Below are 18,479 nucleotides of genomic sequence, written 5' to 3'. Positions count from 1 at the left end.
TTAATATAAAATCTTTCTCCACATATTCCGCCGTTGCTTCGGAAATATCCCATACGGCCTGTCTTCTTCAAAATCTTCTGGAAATCCATTCAGGTCGAACGAGTCACGATCACTTGGCGGCCGCTCTTCGTATTGATAAAGAAATTCGAAATCGATGACCCTAAGCCCTTCAGGCGTGAGCAGGATATTCCCCGGATGAAAATCAATCAGCGCATAGCCTTTGTTATAGAAAAATTCGTTAATGCTGAAAATCTCTTTTTTATGCCGGCGCTTCAGGATTTGCTTTTTAATATGCCAGCTTTCTGTCACCTTATTGGTCTTCAAATAAGGAACAATGATGTAATTTTCTCCGCTGTCAATCAGCTTTGGAATAAACTCGCATTCCTTGCTCAATTCCCCATAAACGAATTTTTCACGTTCCAAAAATCGTTCTTTTCCTGCTTTATACGTTTTTTTCACCGCACGCTTTCCCTCGTATTCAATAACTTCCACTTTGGCACGGCGTTTTTTCTCGGAAACATCTGCCACTACTTTCTCCCTTGTTTTGTAGGCTTGGTCCCATTCAGTGACAATCTTTTTGATTTCCTGCAGGAGGTCAGGAGCGACCGCGGCGATATAATCCAAGGCTTCGATTTCATCGTCAGCACTGTGGAGCGGATTAGCGCGTTCTTCTTTCGATAAAGAAAAATTGATTTCTGAACGCAGCTGCTCTTTCAGCAGATAATTCTCGTTCGAGACATGCGGATATTTTTTTTTCATTTTTGCATTCAGCGGTTTAGGATGATAATCATACATGATCAGCAAAGTGGATGGCTTGCCGCCGCTCACTGGCCACGGGCCTTGACCCCAATTGCCTCCCCTCATGCTTTGGGCAGCATTTCTTTTTTGCTCATCGTCCAGTTTGATTGCCTGGATAAGACATAAGCCATTGCGTTCAAACCAGTCGGTAATTTTAAGGGTCAGCTGACGCTCTTCTGCCCATTCCCGAACAACAAAAACCATCAATTCCCCATCTTTTTCAAAATTATGCTCACTCGATTTGATGGTCGACTCAAGCCATTGGCCGCTGACCCCGATCAGTTTCCGAATGGTGTCTGTAGACGGCGCCCAACCTTCCTCTTCCAGGAAATGATGCAAATACTCCAGGCTGCTTTCTTCCAGCTTTGTCCCTGTTTCAGCTGCCAGCCGTTTAAGGACGCCCGGGTAATCATGGTCCTGTGGAATTTTCTTTACAATGCCGCCAGCTGTAGCTGGAATTCCGGATTTCTCGCCTTTGTGGTAAACCGCATGGTACATCAGGCTGAGAAAATAATGTCGTTTGGATGGAATCGAATACTTGCCGTTCCATAATTCTTTTTGGTCCAGGATCGATTCTGCAATATACGGCGGATAATAGGCGATGTTATGGAAATTGCTTCCCGGCAGACCACCCACGCTGTAAATATCGAACGGCAAAATACCGACCCTTTCATTCAATAATTCCCTGACCTTTTCGATATGTTCGTCTGATATCAATAAATCCACATCTTCGTCCAAGTCCAAAAAAGGCAGTTCATCAAACCAGCGTAAAACCACATAATCCAGACCTCTTTTGTTGAGAAGATCGAAGAAGTTTTCAAGGCCAAGTTCAGGCGACAAGTATTGGCGTGCTGCCTGTTCTTTTTGGTGACTCCGCTTGAATAGGATGCCTGTCCGTGTTTCCCCGGGAATGTCGCCAAAAGTTTCAAAACGGAAATCCCATTTTTTCTTCCTGGCAAGCTTATAAGCCCATAGCGGCAGGAAACTTGCTCGATCGATTATTTTAGATGGAATAAAAAGAATTAAGTCAGCTGAAGAATGAAAAGCATTTTTCAAATCCATGAAATCTGCGCTATTGATAATCAGCACTTCTGCGTTATTTTTGTAGGTTAACGTCTTTTCATTCGCATAATACAAGTCTGGATCGCGCTGGATGTCCGGATTTCCGGTGCAGATTCCAAGATAATTCTCGTACCCGAACTCTGCCAGCTGCTTTTTTAAGCAGCTGCTTTCAGCATTGTATTCAAGCACTTTCACTGTTTTTTTTCGCGGATATGAGGCCCTTATATATTCACTGATTGTCAATCCATTTGCCATTGCCTTACTCCCCCTGTCCCCAGCATGCCAAGCAATGCGCGTCCTAATTATTTGCGCGCATACTGCCTATCAAAATACTGCTGGTATTCACCGCTGATAATTTGTTCCCACCAGTCCTTATTTTCAAGAAACCAGTCGACTGTCTGGGCAATACCCGACTCGAAATCGTAAACTGGCCGCCAGCCCAGCTGTTCAATTTTCGTCGGATCGATTGCATAACGCTTGTCATGCCCCAGCCGATCTTCAACAAACTCGATCAGATCTTCCGACTTTCCGAGCGCCTGAATGATGGTGCGAACCACATCCAGATTGGTTTGCTCATTGTGGCCGCCGATATTATACACTTCGCCGATTTCGCCGCTGTGCATCACTAAGTCAATCGCCGAACAATGATCCTGGACATGCAGCCAGTCACGGACATTCTTGCCATCGCCATACACTGGAACTTTTTGGCCATTTAACACCCGGGAAATCGTCAGCGGAATCAGCTTTTCGGGAAAATGGTAAGGGCCGTAGTTATTGGAGCAACGGGTAATATTGACGGGCAGACCATATGTTTCGTAATAAGCCCTGACTAAAAGATCCGATGATGCTTTACTGGCACTGTAAGGGCTGTTCGGCTGCAGCGGCGTCTGTTCTGTAAAGAATGTTGCCGGATCAAAATCCAGCTCGCCATATACTTCGTCGGTCGAGACATGGACGAACTTTTTGACTTTCGCCCCTTTTGCAGCATCCAGCAATACTTGCGTTCCCAGCACATTTGTCCGAATAAAAATTTCCGGATCCGTGATTGAACGGTCGACGTGGCTTTCTGCCGCAAAATGGATGACATAAGCAAAATCGACCTTTTCGAATAACTCATTGACTGCTTTGCGATCGGCGATGTCGATGTGGACGAAACTGTAGTTCGCTTCATTTTCAATTTCCCTATGTTTTGTCAGGTCCCCTGCATATGTCAGCAGATCCAGATTGTATATATGGTAATGCGGATATTTAGCGGCCATGTATTGGACAAAATTCCCTCCAATAAAACCGGCGCCTCCGGTTACAAGGATATTTTCCATGTGAACGCCCCTTTATAATTTATTCGGCAACAATTTTTTTTCAGAGGCAATGTCCAGCAAGTACTGGCCATAATCCGTTTTTTTCAAAGTCTGTGCCAGTTCAATCAACTGCGCCTGGCTGATATAGCCTCTCCGGTAAGCAATTTCCTCAAGGCAAGCAACGTACAGACCTTGCCGTTTTTGGATGGCTTCAACGAAATTGGAAGCTTCTAAAAGGGCTTCATGAGTTCCGGTATCCAACCATGCCAGCCCGCGTCCCATGATGTTGACTTGCAGCTCGCCCCGTTTCATATACTCATCAACGACAGAAGTGATTTCTTTTTCCCCGCGCGCTGAAGGAGCTACTCCTTTAGCAATTTCGACAACTTTATTGTCGAAAAAGTAAAGGCCAGGAATCGCATAGGAGGATTTTGGCTGCTCCGGTTTTTCTTCAATAGAAATGACATTCATTTCTTCGTCCACTTCCACTACCCCATAAGCTCTCGGATCGGCTACATGGCAGCCGAAAATGATGCTGCCTTTTGTCAGCTCAGCCGATTCCTGCAGCCGGCTCCCGAAATCCGAGCCATAAAAGACATTGTCGCCGAGCACCAGTGCAACCGGTGAGTCTCCGATAAAACTTTCGCCAATCGTAAACGCCTCAGCCAATCCGTTCGGTTCTTCCTGTATCGCATACTCAAGTTTGATGCCGAGCTTCTGTCCATTGCCGAGCAGGCTCAAAAATCCGGAAATGTCTCTTGGCGTTGAAATGATGAGGATTTCTTTGATTCCCGCGAGCATCAATACAGACAGCGGGTAGTAAATCATCGGTTTATCGTATACAGGCAACATTTGCTTTGAAATCGATTTGGTCAGTGGATAAAGGCGTGTCCCCGTTCCACCAGCTAAAATAATCCCTTTCATCATAGATCCCTCATTTCTTAAATTTGAGATAGGCTTTTCTGCGTCACATAGAGTTCCCGGATGATGCCGCAAATTTCTGCGACTGAGCTGATCGGCAAATCTCCGTAATAAGGCATCGCCAGCACTTGCTGAACCGCCTGCTGCGCATGCGGCAAATGTTCCGGACGTGCAGACGGCAGTTCGCTGTACCAGTCAAAATCGCTGCATAAAGGATAGAAATACTTTCTTGCGAACACATTGTATTTTTGGAGTTCTTTGTGCACAGCATTTCTCGAGCGGCCAAATACTGCCTCGTCAATTTCAATAACAAAATACTGATAGCTGCTGGACTGGCCATCAAGAACCGTCAGCACCCGAATGCCTTGAATTTCCGCTAAGTTTTCTTCATAGGCTTTTTTAACCGCATGGCGTTTGTGCCGTTCTTCTTCAATTACTTTCAGGACTTCAAGGCCGACTCCCGCCTGGACTTCGTTCATCTTGGCGTTCAACCCCGACAGCACCACTTCTTCCGCACTGGCAATCCCGAAGTTTCTCAGCAAATCCAGCTGCCTGTCGAGCGCTGGATCGCTATACGCCAAAGCCCCGCCTTCAATGGTATTGAACAGTTTCGTCGCGTGGAAACTGAACATCGTCATATCCCCAAAGCTGCTGATGGGCACGCCATTTATTTTGGAGCCAAAAGCATGAGCGCCGTCATAAATGACTTTCAGGCCGTGTTTATCGGCAATTGCCTGTATTTTTTCCACCTCACACGGATTTCCGAATACATGGACTGCCAGAATCGCACTGGTTTTCTCTGTGATCAACGCTTCGATTTTGTCGGCATCGATATTGAAAGTCACCGGGTCGATATCGCAAAAAACAGGCGTTAAATTATTCCAGTCAAGTGCCTGTACAGTTGCAGGAAATGTAAATGGCGTGGTGATGACCTCGCCAGTCAACTTCAAGGCTTTCAAGCCCAGAAGCAAAGCCAGTGTGCCATTGGAGAACATGGAGATATGGCCAACCTCCAAATACGTTTTGAGCTGGCGGCTCAATTCGTCGTGCTGCTTGCCGAAGTTAGTCAATTGCCTGCTGTCCCACACGGTCTTTAAACGCTCTGTGACATCTTCAATATCCGGCAATAAAGGCCGTGTGACATAAATCGGTTGTTCAAAAGCTTTAGCCATTCTATTCCCTCCCTTAATGGATCTGTTTTTCGATAGATCAACCCGTCTTAGCGGGTTTTATCTTTTTTAGCATCGGCACCAGCAAATCGTAGACGGTATCGAATTCCTTGATTTTCAACAGCCTGCAAATTGCGATGTAAATCGCCGCACCAACGGCGATCTGCAGAAGCAGCGTCAAAAGTTCCGGGAATGGCAGGAGTTTTTCGATTCCATAAACCACCAGTCCCATCCCCATGGAGATTGCATAAATCGGCAGCAGGTCAACAATCTGCTCTCTGACGCCGTACGAGATCTCCCGTCCTGAAAAGTAAATATTGATGAACAGGGAAATATAAGAATCCAAAACAATTGTCACCACTAAAATGGTAATTCCCCAGTCCATCCAGATGACAATTAAGATTAACACCGTCGGCACGATGGTCTTAATAATTTCCAGATAGAGAAACAGGTCCGATCGCCCTTTAACTTGAAGAATGTTTAAATTCAATGCATGAATTGGATAGAGCATGCCAGCGATGCACAGCAACTGGAAATAAGGCACCATGGTCATCCATTTTTCACCGAAAATCAGGTAAATCAACGGATCTGCGACTGCAGCCACACCGACCATGACCGGAAAAATCAGAAACCCTGAAAGCTTGATGACTTTTTTAAAGCTTTGTTTTAGCCGCTCTTCCTGATCCTGAATTCCACTCAACACCGGATAAGTCACCCGTTGGATTGTCGCCGTCAATGTCTGTGTTGCTACATCGCTGAATTTCGAGGCATTGGTGTAATAACCCAGCGAGGTTGCCGAGTATTGCTTACCGATGATCAAGTAATAAATATTGTTATAAGCCGTATCAATCAGTCCTGAAACGAGCAGCTTCCACCCGAAACCGAATAAACGTTTGAATGACGCTGTGCTGAAAACCAGCGAAGGCAGCCACCTTCTATAGAAAACCAGCAGCACCGCCTGTATCCCGTTCAGTGCCAACATGCGCACTACCAGGCTCCATACGCCAAAGCCCAGCAACGCCATCGCAACTGCAACAATTCCCGATAGCACACTTGCCGCCATATTGACTTTCGCCTGAACTTTGAAGTCCACTTCCTTGGTGAACATTGCCCGCGGGATGATCGAGAACGCATTGATGACGACACCCAATGCCAGCACCCTGACAATAGCCGTCAATTGGTCTTGCTCGAAAAAGTTACTGATTAAAGGCGCCGACAGGAACAGCAAGCCATAAATAATAACGGAAACAGCCAGGTTAAAATAGAAGACAGTCGAATAATCGGTTTGATCGGCTTTTTGATCGCGGATCAGCGCTTGCGTAAATCCACTGTCAACAAGAGAATTCGAAAGTGCGACAAACACCAAAATCATGCCGATTATTCCGAAATCTTCGGGCACCAATAGCCGCGCAAGGATAATCTGAATAATAAACTGAATGCCCTGATTGCCTATCATGTCTCCAAAGCTCCAAAGCAGACCGCTAATGGTTTTTTTCTTCAACGAATTTTCCTGTTTCATCTGCCGGCTCCTATCGAAGAAAACTCTTTCTGAAACCGAATTACATATATCAAAAAGTTCAGAAATTTCTTCGTTTTGTTGTTTTTTTCATATATAAGTAGGTATATAACATCTTATTCACTGATAAATAGATAGTCCCCCGTTTCGGATACACTACTTTGTGCTTATTTATACTTCTTGATTATCATTCTAACATACCACAAGTCATAAATAACAGATAATTTAGATTATTTTTTATTTTAATTATGCAAATTATTCCACTATCTTTTTATTTAATTGCAAAAAAGCGGATTTTTGATATTTTTTTCGCGAAGGATTCCCTATTTAACTGTTAGATACTGGCTATTATTTGTAAATTTTTTCAGATTTTTTTTGCATAGCATTACATAGGTATATATCGCTAATTGGACTAGGCTAAATATAAAATCAGGCTTCTTAAGTACCGATCTTCAAAATTAAACGCCACCAACTGCCCAATTTTCTTCAACACAAAAAGCGATCCAAAAAGCCATTGTTGCTGGCCTATCGGAATCGCCTTTTTTAACTTCAGTATAATGGATTTTTAGATTGTGATCCTTTTAAAGACCCGTCTGAAAAACTCGGGCTTCATGTAGAACTGGCGGTAGCCTCTTTTCAATGTTTCTTTTATTTTCAGCTGTTTCAGCAAAATGTAAAAGCGATCGCGCCTTTTTGTCCGGCTGATAACGTAATCGTATTTGAAATTAGTGTAGACGTTTATTTCATCGAGCAAGGCCGCGACATCCTGAAGGTGTTTTTGCTTCGCCGAAACGTCAGAGACTTGCATATCCGTCCAGGAACCTTTGACTTCCACCCGATATGCAGCCATATTCTGGTCCATGTAATAAACTGTCCCGCTCAGCGCACCACAGATTGCCAGAGGATAGTCTCCGATTGTGGCGTTCAGGTAATACTCCGGCATCTCAGGAATTTTATCGCGCGAATACAAAATCGAATTGGTGGCGAAAAGTTCCCCTCCACCTTCAATCACTTCTTCTACAGAATAGATTTTGTCCTTATGGCTTGGACGAATAGCAGAGACGGTTTTTTTAGTTACAGCAGAGACCTTTTCTGCAGCATGCACACACATGCTGCATTCTGGATGCGCCTCCATGTAGTCCACTTGTTTTTGAAGCTTCCGGGGATCTGTCCAGTAATCATCACCTTCACAAATCGCCATGTACTTTCCTTGTGCGCGTTCAATATTGAACAACTCAAAATGGACATCTTGTGAATACTGATTTTCCGTCTGGTAGATCGGCTTGACAATATCCGGGTACCGTCGTTCATAGCTTCTGATAATTTCAGCTGTCCGGTCAGTAGACGCATCGTCATGAATTAAAATTTCATACATGAAATCCGTTTTCTGCATGAGCATACTGTCCAGTGCCTCTGCTATAAAGTTTTCATGATTGTAACTATTGCACTCAATGCTCACCATTATTTCGTTAGCCATAGGTCACAAACTCCTCTTCAGTTAAAGTAGGTTTTTTGTCATCAGCCATAATAAGCAACCTTGACCGCCTCCTGTCATATTTGTTGCACTGAATGCCATTGGACGCCTGCTGTTTTTCTTATCATAGCACGGAAATATTTTTAAAAACGGATTTTTCAGATAACTTAACGACAGCTTTACACACCTGTAAAATATAGTTCATCACTCATCGACAACTGTGAAATTCTCTTTTTGATAAACAGATCTTAACTCCTCATCCCGCAGGATCAGTTGATTTTCTTCCACTGTATTGCCTCTGACAATATGGCCTTCTCCCACATTGATATAAATGCCCCGTTCAGAATCCTCACGGGGATTGATGGCTAAATTATTGATGATGCTGATATTGTGGCTTGGCGTCATCAAGTTATTGCCTCCATCACCTGGACGAACAGCAATATTAAACTCATTGTTGAAGGTCAGGTTTCCTTTGATCATATTGGAATCCGCACCGTTTTTAATGTCAATTCCGTAATAGAAGCCGCTAACTGCATTCCTTTCAACTAAGCTGTTTTTTTCACTTTCCACTGTAATCCCTTGCTGATCGGTAAACCCCGGTCGATCTTCCTGCACAAAACAACCTTTAACTACATTATGCTTGCCGCCCCCAAACAAAGAGAGGTGTCCGTCCCCCGAATTTCTGACGACACAAGATTCGATAACATTATAATCTGAAGCAAAGTTGATGATGCCAGAGCCATAATTAAACTCACTTGTTACGTTCCGAAGCAGGTTGTCATTGGCGTGATGAAGATGGATTCCTTGCGAATAGTTTTTTGTGTATACATTTTCAACTGAACTTTCCTGGCTGTCCTGCAATAGAATGGCGATATTGGAGACCAGTGATCCGCTTTCTGGAATTTTGTCTCCCATTAAAAAGCCGCCCTTTAAATGGACATCGGCTGTATCCGTAATCCAAAAAACACCGTATTCACCGTCAGCCTCTGTCTGAAAAATTGCTCCGTCCATCCTTATGGTAATTGGCTTTGATATTTTCAAAGCAAAAGAGCTGTCGCCATATCCTGTAGTGGCCTTTAAATCAGGATTTTTGCTCAACTTATATACACCCGCGGGAATATGTAAAGTTTCACCGATTGGCGTTTCATCAATTGCGGCCTGAATAGCTTGCGTATCGTCTGTCATTCCGTCACCTTCTGCTTCAAATTGGGTTTTTGCATCAATTTCTTCATTGAAAAACAAGTTTTCTCCTATCAAAAAAGCTATGGTTAACCCGTAAATTCCCAGCAGAGAAAGCAGCCAGCGAGTTTTTTTATTTGTCATATTCAGCATTCTCTCCTTTATTCGAACCAGAAATAGAGAGGTTCAATAGTTTTCCAAAAGCGTTTATATTTCTAGTATAAGTTAATATATCTAAAAATGCACACTTTTCAGATTACTGGTTTTTTTATAATATTACCCAGTATCATCGGCATTCTATCCTATTGCCCATAATAATTACCATTTTATTGGAATGAAATTTATTTTCACCCTAGTTTTTTCTTATTTTACTCGCTATAATCAAAGATGAACCTAATTTAATTGAAAATTTAGTTATATTAATCTAGTGGCCAAACTCTCCATGTTTTAACGGCTGCAAAAAAGCGAGCTTTTTATTTACACTAAAAATATAAAGAAATGAGGTTTTATTTTGAGGGATTTGTTTTTTGTAAAAGATTATGCCGAGCTGTATGAAGAGATGGAAGGCGGAAGCTGCGAAGTTTTCGAATTTGAACATCCCCTGGGATCGGTCTATCATCAGTTTATTAAAAGAGAGATTCCGATTCAATTGGAGAACGGACCGTATTTTGACCTTCTCACGCCATATGGCTATGGAGGTCCCGTCATAACGGAACTAAAGGACAAGGCGCGCAAGGACGAATTGGTCACTCATTTCTGTCAGGCTTTTCAGGCTTATTGCCTAGAGCACAATATCGTCAGTGAATTTGTCCGCTTCCATCCACTTATCGACAATGCCCAGGATTTCAAGTCCTGCTACACTGTCCTTTTCAGGCGCCATACTACAGGCGTCACTTTGAAAGGCTTTGAAGATCCGGTGCAGGAAGAATTTTCAGGATCGACCCGCAAGAGAATCCGGAAAGCGTTGAAAGATGGTGTAACTTATCGAATTACACTAAATCCATCTGACTTAGATCTGTTTCAGGACATGTATATCAAAACGATGCAACGAGTCGGTGCGGAGGAGTTTTATTTATTCGACAATACATATTTCCAAAAAATCATTGATAACTTGGGTGATCAGCTGGTATTAGTCGAAGCCGTATTCGACTCACAAGTAATTGGCGCTGAACTTCATTTCCATTCCGGCTCAGTTATCCACACCCATCTATCTTGCACCATAGATGGCTTCAACCACTTGTCGCCTGTTTACGTCATGACCTATGCCATTGTGCTATGGGGCAAAGAACGGGGAGTGGAATTTATTCACTCCGGCGGCGGCGTTAACCCTGGCCCTGACGATTCGCTGTATTTGTTCAAAAAAAGATTTGGCAGAAATACTGAATTTGACTATTATGTTGGAAATAAAATCTGGAATGAAAAAATTTATCAGCAATTGGTTCAGCAGACAAATTCCAATTCTGAAAGCGGACTTTTTCCAGCATATCGATGGCCATGAAAGTAAATACACCATAATAAAACGGCAAGCAGACAACTGCTTGCCGTTTATTTTATTTTATCGAAAATGGACAGAATCAAATTATACACTGTCTTCAATTCTGTGACGCCCACGATGCGGCAAACAGCGATGTAGAACAGGATGCCAGCACTAATCTGCAGCAGCAATTGCAGTAGCAGGCTTGTTTCCAGCAGTGTGCCAAACATCCACACTGCACCACCCATCAAAAATGACACCAAGTAAACCGGCAGCAGATCTCTCACTTTTTCCGCAGCGGGATATGCGACTTCCCGCTTGGAGAAATGGCTGTTGATGAAAAATTCCAGATAGGTGTTCAGGATGGCTGCAGCAATAAGCCCAATGACCCCCAGCTCCAGCCAAACGGCGAGAACTAACAGAATTGTCAATGAGATTTTATTGATAATCTCCAAAAGAAGGTAGAGATCGGATCGTCCTTTTACTTGGAGTATGCTCAAATCGAGAGCTAAAATTGGGTACAACATTCCAGCTATAGACAGCAATTGGAAATACGGCACCATTGGCAGCCATTTTTCGCCAAAAACCAGCAGTACTAAAGGTTCGCCGACAGCTGCCATGCCTACCATTACAGGAAAAATAAGAAAAGCGGTCAGTTTCGTGATATTTTTATAGGATTGCTTTAGACGCTCATGCTCGTCCTGGATGCTGCTGAGCACCGGGTAAGTCACCCGCAGAATAGTCACTGCCAAATTCTGCGAGACGATTTCACTGAACCGGGAGGCGTTTGTGTAATAGCCCAGCTGCGACGCGGAATACTGTCTCCCGATAATCAGGAAATAGACATTTGTATAGAAGGTGTCGATCAGTCCCGAGACAAGAAGCTTCCAGCCAAAGCCAAACAAACGCTTGAACGAGGCAATGCTGAACACCAATGACGGAAGCCATTTTTTGGACAACGTAAAAAGCAGCGACTGAATGGCGTTCATCGACAGTTGCCGCAGCACCAAACTCCAAACCCCGTAGCCTGTCACCGCCAATCCCACTGCGACAATCCCCGACAAGATACTGGCAGTTAAATTAACTTTTGCCTGCGCTTTAAAATTCACTTCTTTGGCGAACATCGCTTTCGGGATAACTGCAAATGCGTTGATGACAATCCCGATAGATAGCACCCGGACGAGAGATACCAGCTGCGGTTCCGCAAAAAAGCGGCTGATGCCCGGAGCTGCAACAAAAAGAACCCCGTAAATCAGCAGGGAAACAAACAAATTAAAATAGAAGACGGTTGAATAGTCCGCCTGGCTGGCATTGCGCTCTCGGATCAATGCCTGTGTAAACCCGCTATCGACCAGCGAATTCGACAATGCGATAAACACGAGAATCATGCCGATCAAGCCGAAATGTTCCGGCAGCAGCAAACGGGCCAGAATAATCTGGATGAGGAACTGAATGCCCTGATTGCCGATCAAGTCGCCAAAGCTCCAAAACAGGCCGCCAATTGTCTTTTTTTTCAATGATGGTTTTGGTTCCATTTAATGGTCTCCTATTCCCCAACCCGCTAGAGATGCAATTAATGGATCAATTTCCATCTCGCTTTCCGGATGCTTTCTGTAACGTTCGGGAAATATCGCTTCATCTCCAGCAGCACTCGTTTTTTTGCGCCGAGCTCCAGATAGATTTTTCGATATTCACCGTGTTTTGCTTCCCTGAATCTTCCCTGCTCCAACAAGAGCGAGAACCGGTAACCCAATTTCGCCTTTTCCAATGCTGAGTTGTATCGGTATTCAGTGTATTCATTGATTTCGTCGAACATTTTTTCCATGTCATGATAGTGGTTGATTCGCTTTAAGCTGGTGGCCAGCTCCCGTTCTGTCCAGGACCCTTTGACCCCGACGCGGTATGCAGACATATTCTCATCCAAATAATCCACCGTTCCATGAAGCGCAGCCAAAATGACCAAAGGATAATCCCCAACCACTGCATTCAAGTAGAAAGGCGCCAGCACCTTAACTTTTTCTTTAGAATACACCATCGAATTTGTGGCAATCAAATCACCGCCGCCTTCTATGACGCGTTCGACAGAAAAAATAGCATTGCGCTCCTCTGGCCGCACCCTGGAAAGGACTTTTTTCTTATCCGAAAGCACACGGTCCGCCGCATGGACGGTCATGCTGCACGCTGGATGTCTTTCCATATAGTCCACCTGTTTCTGAAGCTTATAGGGATCTGTCCAGTAATCATCGCCTTCACAGACGGCAATGTATTTTCCGCTCGCCCGGTTGTGGTTGAACATTTCCACACGGACCCCTTTGGAATATTGGTTTTGAGTTTGGTAAATTGGTTTGATTAAAGAGGGATAGTTGTTTTCGTACTGTTTGATCACTCGGGGGCTTTGATCGGTTGAGGCATCGTCATAAATCAAAATTTCAAATTCAAAGTTTGTTTTTTGCATTAGGAAGCTGTCAATTGCTTCGGCAATATAGTCGCCATGATTATAGCTTGTGCAGACAATACTGACCATCGGTTTGTTTGTCATGATTTTCACTCCTCTTTGTTTGGGGTATTGGCATTATCAATGCTAAAAGGAAATTACAGCTGCCTAAAAGGATAGTCATGATGAATAGGGACCAAAAACAATACTTTATGCTCATATTCATCATGTTTCCAACATTCTATCACAAAATAAAACCATAAATATAGACAATTCGTATTATTTCGAAAATAATAATTAATTTACATTTTTTTAATGTAATATTGTCATTTCTAATAATTTCCTAATAAATTTTACATTGTTTTTACAATCAGGCTGCATAATAATTTAGGTAAACAAAACCCCTTTGAGCAGAATACTGCTCAAAGGGGTTTTGTTTGCTATTTTGAATGCCAGGCCCAAGCACTGCTGATGATTGCCTGCAAATCAAAATCAGGTGTCCAGCCCAGTGCCTCTTCAATTTTTTTTGAAGAAGCGACCAACGTAGCTGGATCTCCAGCACGCCTAGGTGCATATTCTATATTGGCTTGCTTGCCGGATAGCCGCTCGCACTCTTTAATGATTTCATTTACCGAATAGCCTGCACCATTGCCAAGGTTAAATGTGGCATTGGCGATTTTTCCGTTTGCTATGCCTTGGTATGACAGGATGTGCGCACGCGCCAAATCCGTAACGTGAATATAATCCCGCACACAAGTGCCATCCGCTGTGGCATAATCCGTACCAAATACTGAAATTTTTTCGCGCTGGCCAAGTAGATGCTGCAGGACGATCGGGATCAGATGCGATTCAGGATCATGGCTTTCACCGATTTTTCCTGATTGATGTGCTCCTGCTGCGTTAAAATAGCGCAGCACGACATATTGGAAATCATGGACGTGCGCAATGTCAGCCAACGCCTGTTCGACCATGAGCTTTGAACGGCCATATGGGTTTATCGGACTGGTTGCCGTTTCTTCTGTAATCACAGCTGTCTCCGGAATGCCGTAAGTTGCGGCTGTTGATGAAAAGATAAAGCGCTTGACCCCATGCTCGACCATTTTCTCCAGCAGCACTAAAGTTGCGCTGACGTTGTTGCGATAATACTTCAGCGGCTTTTCAACTGATTCGCCAACCAGACTATTGGCCGCAAAATGAAATACTGCGTCGATGTCATGAGCTAGAAAGATTTTATCCAACACTGTTCGGTCACCCAAATCCCCTTGGATAAAAGTCGCCCGCTCATCAACCAAGTGCTCAAATCCGGTCGTCAAATTGTCCAGCACTACAACCTCGTATGTATCCACTAACTCTTTGACTGTATGGCTGCCAATATATCCCGCACCGCCACAAACTAAAATTGCCATAAACCCTTTTCCTCCTCTGACTGATAAAAGATGCTAATGCTTCCAATTATACCATTAGCCGATAAGTTTCCAGAGGGTTTATTGCAAGAAAACAGGCCAAGCGCACCTCAATCCTCAAAGACCGCACCTCGCAAGCTGTTTTCCGCACCTCAAACCCATTTTTCCGCACCTCGTAAAAATGGGCGCAAAAAAACGTTTCTCTCGGAGCCACCTCCAAGAGAAACGCGCCTATTCATCGTCTTCCGGCACAAAATTGTTTTGGCTTTCGTAGGTTTCCATGTCTTCTTCCGGTAAGATCAAATTTCCGTCATTTAAGGTGTTGCCAATGACGACATGCCCTTCACCCGCGCCTACGTAAATTCCATAGGGAGAATGATCTCTCGGGTCGACGGCCATGTTGTTTAAAATTTGCGTGTCATAACTTGGCAACTGAAGGTTTTCGCCGCCGTCTCCGCCTCGTACGGCGATATTGTATTCATTATTGAAAGTAATATTCGATTCGATTATATTCGAATCCGAAGCATTTTTTACATCGATGCCATAGTAGAAGCCACTGACCGTGTTGTTTTCAATCAGGCTGCCGATCTCGCTTTCCACTGTAATTCCCTGCTGATCGGTATAATCCGGGCGGTCTTCAGTAACCACGCAATTTACCACATGGTTATCTCCGCCACCTCCATACAGAGATAAATGACCATCACCAGAATTTCGCACGATGCACGAATCAATGACATTGTGGCTGGAGTCGAAATTGATAATTCCCGATCCATAATTGAATTCCGAAGTTACTTTCCGGACAATGTTGTAATCCGAATGATTAAGATGGACGCCTTGCGAATAGTTTTTCATGTAGGTGCCTTCGATTGAACTATTGTCTGTATAGAGAAACAGAATGGCAATATGGGAAGTCAAATAGCCATCTTCCGGCAAACGCTCCCCCATTAACACGCCGCCTTTAAGGTGGACATCTTCTGTTTCATTGACCCAAAACACACCATATTCGTCATCCGTATCCGTTTGGAATATAACCTCTTCCATCAATATGGTGATCGGCTTTGAAACCTTTAAAGCAAAATAGCTATCGCCATAACCCGTGACTGCTTTGAGCTCAGGATTTTTGCTGAGCTTATAGACGCCTGGCGGTATTTCCAGGGTTCCTCCGGCTGGTGTGTCATCAATGGCTGCCTGAATTTCTTCCGTTTTATCAACTGCTGCATCCAGATCAGCACTATAGCTTTCAACTGCGCTTTCCGTATCATCACCTTGAGTCATCCGTTCAACCACCACAAACAAATAACCAAATCCGGCAATCCCTAAAAGTACCAGCAGGACAGAGCCAACTGTTTTTATCTTCATGCCCATCACCTCCTTTGATGCGAAATGCTCCTACTTACTATCATACAGAAAGCAGGACATAAATAACAGTTTGATAACTGAAAATTCAAATATCAGACGTTAATAGGGAAATTTGAACTAAAAAACACCACATCTGTCAGAGCTGCTCTGATGGATGCGGTGTTTTGATTTCTTTATGTGGTTTTGGCTGTTCAACTGTCTCGGTACGAGTTTCAATGATTGCTGCATCCGCTTCGACGTCCTTGTTGCGCGCCAGCAATTCTTCACGGTGGCTAATGGCAGCGTCTTCTCTCTTTGAACTTGCTCGTCCCAAAGAAAGAATTATAGCCGTAAAAAACATAAAGCCGCCTGCGATCAATGCCCACATACAATCCACCTCTTCTTATGCACACTAGCTGTTGTCATTATCGTTCTACTCCTTACAATTTCCATTATTCTTATTGATTTATACTATCTTACGCTAAATTATTGGCATTTACTAGTTGCATATTAACCAGTAAATTGAAATCTGCTGAGACAATAGGTTTTGTTTACGAGAAATTTTTATTGTTATTCCGGTTTTTTGCGCTCTTTTCCGTATTTTTTTTGCGAAGGCTCCAAACTTTCTCGGCTATAACATAAACCGCAACACCTAGGCCGGCGCCGGCGCTATCTATCAAAACATCTCTAACTTCTCCGCTCCGTCCATCAATAAACAATTGGTGGATTTCATCGGTCGCGGCAAACAAGGCACACATGCCGAAACCTAATGCCAACTGCTTCAAGCCACGGAAGCCGCTGCTCCTCCAGGCATTCAAACTCAGTAAGCTCAATAGGAAATATGCGATAAAATGAGCGTTTTTCCGGACAAATGTGTGAAAGCTTTCGACATCAAAATCCAGAGCCGGCGCTACCCGATCCATCAAATCTAAAAGTGCCGCCACAATGCCCGAACTCAAATCGCTCGATGCAGAGCCCGGTTGGTGGGAAAGATAAAAAATGACAGCCATCCATGCAATGGCCGCTATCCATGAAATACTTTTGTACGCAGTCATTTTACAAATCCTTTACTGTTGGAGTCGAGTACAATCCTTAAAGTTCATTATAGCATCCTGCCCATAAACCGAAAGCTCGCTTTTGCTGTACTTAAAGCGATTCCACAAAAAAGTGGCAACATCCCATTTACCACTATCCGGCTCGTGCCTTATCTGCAAAAAAAAAAGCCTGCATAAATCTGCAGACTCTTCTTCACCTTAGGGAATATTGATGCCGATCGTTTCACGGACGGCTGCTGTCGAGCGGTAGGCTGGAAACACATCTGCCTCTGGTTGAGCTCCAACCGCTTTGCACAGCATATTGTAAATTTTTTTGTTCCAGATTTTATGGCTGACATAAAACTTGAACTCCGTATTTTTTCCAAACTGCTTTTTAAACAGATACAAAGGATCGTCTAACTCTCCTGTCACGCCGCCCCCTTCATGAATCAGATCCATCCCGTGCGCTTTCCCCCACTCCACAAGTGCATAGCGCATAACAAAAGACGATGACAACTGGTGATATTCCGCTAATGTTCCGGACAAATGGATATGGATCGTTTTCCCGTAGACCAGATTCAGCCCCATCGCAATCACTTTGCCTTCGTAAATAACTTCCGCCAAAAGGATATTCTTGCCGAAAGAACGTAGGAGTTCTTCAAAATAGTTATCCTTGAAATAATAGATGGAAGCAGCGCTTTTTCTGTTCATGGTCGAGTAGTAAATGCGTTTGAATTCCTCCAAGTTGACAGGGTTTTCCGTCATCCGGTATTCTACGCCTGCTTGCAAGGCTTTTTGGATGCTTTTTTGCTTCGACTTGGAAAACTCTGATTTCACCGGGTTTTCGTAATCCTTTAAATTGGTGCCCGTCGTATAACGGCGGAAAATCAATTCGTAGCAGCTGCTGAAATCTTGCGCGTTGGTGAACAAAGGATGAAAGCGGACAAACTCGCAGATGATGTTCTCTTTTCGGCAGTATTTTTCAAAAGCATCATGGAATTCTTGGACAATCTGGCATTTGTCCACTTTTTCAAAACCAATAATGAGCGGTCCCCCGTAGCCATACGGAGTGCTGATATCGTAATAAGACTCACCGTTGATAGACACGGGAATGAGGCGTTTGATAAACATGTGGCTGACTTTTCCCAGCGGATGCTTGAATTCAAAAACCTCACAAATGCCTTGTTCAATTTGTTCATACAACCGCCCATAATTCCGTTCAAAATAAATATCATCCATCTTGAATCTGCCTCCTTGTGCCGAAGCTTTTCTAAGCAAAGGCAGCTAATCATATGAAAGTTTCCATTCTATTGCCATTTATGCTATATAGTTAAATAGTTTAGCATACTCCTACAAATGATTCACTATAAAATACTGTT

General features: G+C 43.7%; 15 protein-coding genes. 1 reads left to right on the top strand and 14 read right to left on the bottom strand.

Annotated elements, in window-relative coordinates; genetic code table 11:
* The 7 genes from QOZ98_RS08340 to QOZ98_RS08310 all read right to left on the bottom strand — a co-directional run bounded on the left by QOZ98_RS08340 (nucleotide 1) and on the right by QOZ98_RS08310 (nucleotide 9,561).
* Nucleotides 1-2,115 (bottom strand): protein kinase family protein, encoded by a 2,115-nt coding sequence (locus QOZ98_RS08340; RefSeq protein ID WP_308787022.1) that lies wholly within the window; start codon nucleotides 2,113-2,115, stop codon nucleotides 1-3.
* Nucleotides 2,116-2,162: 47 nt separating this feature from the next.
* Complete coding sequence (gene rfbB / locus QOZ98_RS08335; protein WP_308787021.1) at nucleotides 2,163-3,179, bottom strand: dTDP-glucose 4,6-dehydratase; 1,017 nt, start codon at nucleotides 3,177-3,179, stop codon at nucleotides 2,163-2,165.
* Nucleotides 3,180-3,191: 12 nt separating this feature from the next.
* Nucleotides 3,192-4,082: a glucose-1-phosphate thymidylyltransferase RfbA gene (gene rfbA / locus QOZ98_RS08330; RefSeq protein WP_308787020.1), complete on the bottom strand. Its 891-nt coding sequence runs from the start codon at nucleotides 4,080-4,082 to the stop codon at nucleotides 3,192-3,194.
* A gap of 17 nt (nucleotides 4,083-4,099) precedes the next feature.
* Complete coding sequence (locus QOZ98_RS08325; protein ID WP_308787019.1) at nucleotides 4,100-5,251, bottom strand: DegT/DnrJ/EryC1/StrS family aminotransferase; 1,152 nt, start codon at nucleotides 5,249-5,251, stop codon at nucleotides 4,100-4,102.
* A gap of 37 nt (nucleotides 5,252-5,288) precedes the next feature.
* Complete coding sequence (locus tag QOZ98_RS08320) at nucleotides 5,289-6,767, bottom strand: lipopolysaccharide biosynthesis protein (RefSeq protein ID WP_308787018.1); 1,479 nt, start codon at nucleotides 6,765-6,767, stop codon at nucleotides 5,289-5,291.
* A gap of 562 nt (nucleotides 6,768-7,329) precedes the next feature.
* The gene (locus QOZ98_RS08315; protein WP_308787017.1) at nucleotides 7,330-8,241 is read right to left on the bottom strand and encodes a glycosyltransferase family 2 protein; all 912 of its coding nucleotides are present in this window, start codon (nucleotides 8,239-8,241) and stop codon (nucleotides 7,330-7,332) included.
* A gap of 201 nt (nucleotides 8,242-8,442) precedes the next feature.
* Nucleotides 8,443-9,561, bottom strand: coding sequence for a right-handed parallel beta-helix repeat-containing protein (locus tag QOZ98_RS08310; RefSeq protein WP_308787016.1), 1,119 nt, complete (start codon nucleotides 9,559-9,561; stop codon nucleotides 8,443-8,445).
* Nucleotides 9,562-9,928: 367 nt separating this feature from the next.
* On the opposite strand from QOZ98_RS08310, the gene QOZ98_RS08305 reads away from it, so the two are divergent.
* The gene (locus tag QOZ98_RS08305) at nucleotides 9,929-10,915 is read left to right on the top strand and encodes a GNAT family N-acetyltransferase (protein WP_308787015.1); all 987 of its coding nucleotides are present in this window, start codon (nucleotides 9,929-9,931) and stop codon (nucleotides 10,913-10,915) included.
* Between the two features lie 47 nt (nucleotides 10,916-10,962).
* On the opposite strand, the gene QOZ98_RS08300 is transcribed toward QOZ98_RS08305, so the two are convergent.
* The 7 genes from QOZ98_RS08300 to QOZ98_RS08270 form a co-directional block, all read right to left on the bottom strand.
* The gene (locus QOZ98_RS08300) at nucleotides 10,963-12,426 is read right to left on the bottom strand and encodes a lipopolysaccharide biosynthesis protein (RefSeq protein ID WP_308787014.1); all 1,464 of its coding nucleotides are present in this window, start codon (nucleotides 12,424-12,426) and stop codon (nucleotides 10,963-10,965) included.
* A 38-nt stretch (nucleotides 12,427-12,464) separates the two neighbouring features.
* Nucleotides 12,465-13,430 (bottom strand): glycosyltransferase family 2 protein, encoded by a 966-nt coding sequence (locus QOZ98_RS08295; protein WP_308787013.1) that lies wholly within the window; start codon nucleotides 13,428-13,430, stop codon nucleotides 12,465-12,467.
* A gap of 335 nt (nucleotides 13,431-13,765) precedes the next feature.
* Complete coding sequence (gene galE / locus QOZ98_RS08290) at nucleotides 13,766-14,731, bottom strand: UDP-glucose 4-epimerase GalE (RefSeq protein WP_308787012.1); 966 nt, start codon at nucleotides 14,729-14,731, stop codon at nucleotides 13,766-13,768.
* A gap of 228 nt (nucleotides 14,732-14,959) precedes the next feature.
* The gene (locus tag QOZ98_RS08285; RefSeq protein ID WP_308787011.1) at nucleotides 14,960-16,087 is read right to left on the bottom strand and encodes a right-handed parallel beta-helix repeat-containing protein; all 1,128 of its coding nucleotides are present in this window, start codon (nucleotides 16,085-16,087) and stop codon (nucleotides 14,960-14,962) included.
* Nucleotides 16,088-16,223: 136 nt separating this feature from the next.
* Nucleotides 16,224-16,454: a hypothetical protein gene (locus tag QOZ98_RS08280; RefSeq protein WP_308787010.1), complete on the bottom strand. Its 231-nt coding sequence runs from the start codon at nucleotides 16,452-16,454 to the stop codon at nucleotides 16,224-16,226.
* 163 nt (nucleotides 16,455-16,617) lie between these two features.
* Entirely contained in the window at nucleotides 16,618-17,121 is a 504-nt protein-coding gene (locus QOZ98_RS08275) for a VanZ family protein (protein WP_308787009.1), read from the bottom strand.
* Between the two features lie 198 nt (nucleotides 17,122-17,319).
* Entirely contained in the window at nucleotides 17,320-18,339 is a 1,020-nt protein-coding gene (locus QOZ98_RS08270) for a GNAT family N-acetyltransferase (protein WP_308787008.1), read from the bottom strand.
* Between the last annotated feature and the right edge of the window lie 140 nt (nucleotides 18,340-18,479).

The organism is Planomicrobium stackebrandtii (assembly GCF_030814955.1).
GTDB lineage: Bacteria > Bacillota > Bacilli > Bacillales_A > Planococcaceae > Planococcus > Planococcus stackebrandtii.
This window is presented reverse-complemented; position numbering and strand designations above follow the sequence as displayed.

Excerpts from the sequence above, each read along its gene's own strand:
- rfbB (WP_308787021.1), bottom strand. The coding sequence starts at position 3,179 with ATGGAAAATATCCTTGTAACCGGAGGCGCCGGTTTTATTGGAGGGAAT.
- QOZ98_RS08295 (WP_308787013.1), bottom strand. The coding sequence starts at position 13,430 with ATGACAAACAAACCGATGGTCAGTATTGTCTGCACAAGCTATAATCAT.
- rfbA (WP_308787020.1), bottom strand. The coding sequence starts at position 4,082 with ATGAAAGGGATTATTTTAGCTGGTGGAACGGGGACACGCCTTTATCCA.
- QOZ98_RS08310 (WP_308787016.1), bottom strand. The coding sequence starts at position 9,561 with ATGACAAATAAAAAAACTCGCTGGCTGCTTTCTCTGCTGGGAATTTAC.
- QOZ98_RS08315 (WP_308787017.1), bottom strand. The coding sequence starts at position 8,241 with ATGGCTAACGAAATAATGGTGAGCATTGAGTGCAATAGTTACAATCAT.
- QOZ98_RS08270 (WP_308787008.1), bottom strand. The coding sequence starts at position 18,339 with ATGGATGATATTTATTTTGAACGGAATTATGGGCGGTTGTATGAACAA.
- QOZ98_RS08280 (WP_308787010.1), bottom strand. The coding sequence starts at position 16,454 with ATGTGGGCATTGATCGCAGGCGGCTTTATGTTTTTTACGGCTATAATT.
- QOZ98_RS08325 (WP_308787019.1), bottom strand. The coding sequence starts at position 5,251 with ATGGCTAAAGCTTTTGAACAACCGATTTATGTCACACGGCCTTTATTG.
- QOZ98_RS08320 (WP_308787018.1), bottom strand. The coding sequence starts at position 6,767 with ATGAAACAGGAAAATTCGTTGAAGAAAAAAACCATTAGCGGTCTGCTT.
- galE (WP_308787012.1), bottom strand. The coding sequence starts at position 14,731 with ATGGCAATTTTAGTTTGTGGCGGTGCGGGATATATTGGCAGCCATACA.
- QOZ98_RS08300 (WP_308787014.1), bottom strand. The coding sequence starts at position 12,426 with ATGGAACCAAAACCATCATTGAAAAAAAAGACAATTGGCGGCCTGTTT.
- QOZ98_RS08285 (WP_308787011.1), bottom strand. The coding sequence starts at position 16,087 with ATGAAGATAAAAACAGTTGGCTCTGTCCTGCTGGTACTTTTAGGGATT.
- QOZ98_RS08275 (WP_308787009.1), bottom strand. The coding sequence starts at position 17,121 with ATGACTGCGTACAAAAGTATTTCATGGATAGCGGCCATTGCATGGATG.
- QOZ98_RS08340 (WP_308787022.1), bottom strand. The coding sequence starts at position 2,115 with ATGGCAAATGGATTGACAATCAGTGAATATATAAGGGCCTCATATCCG.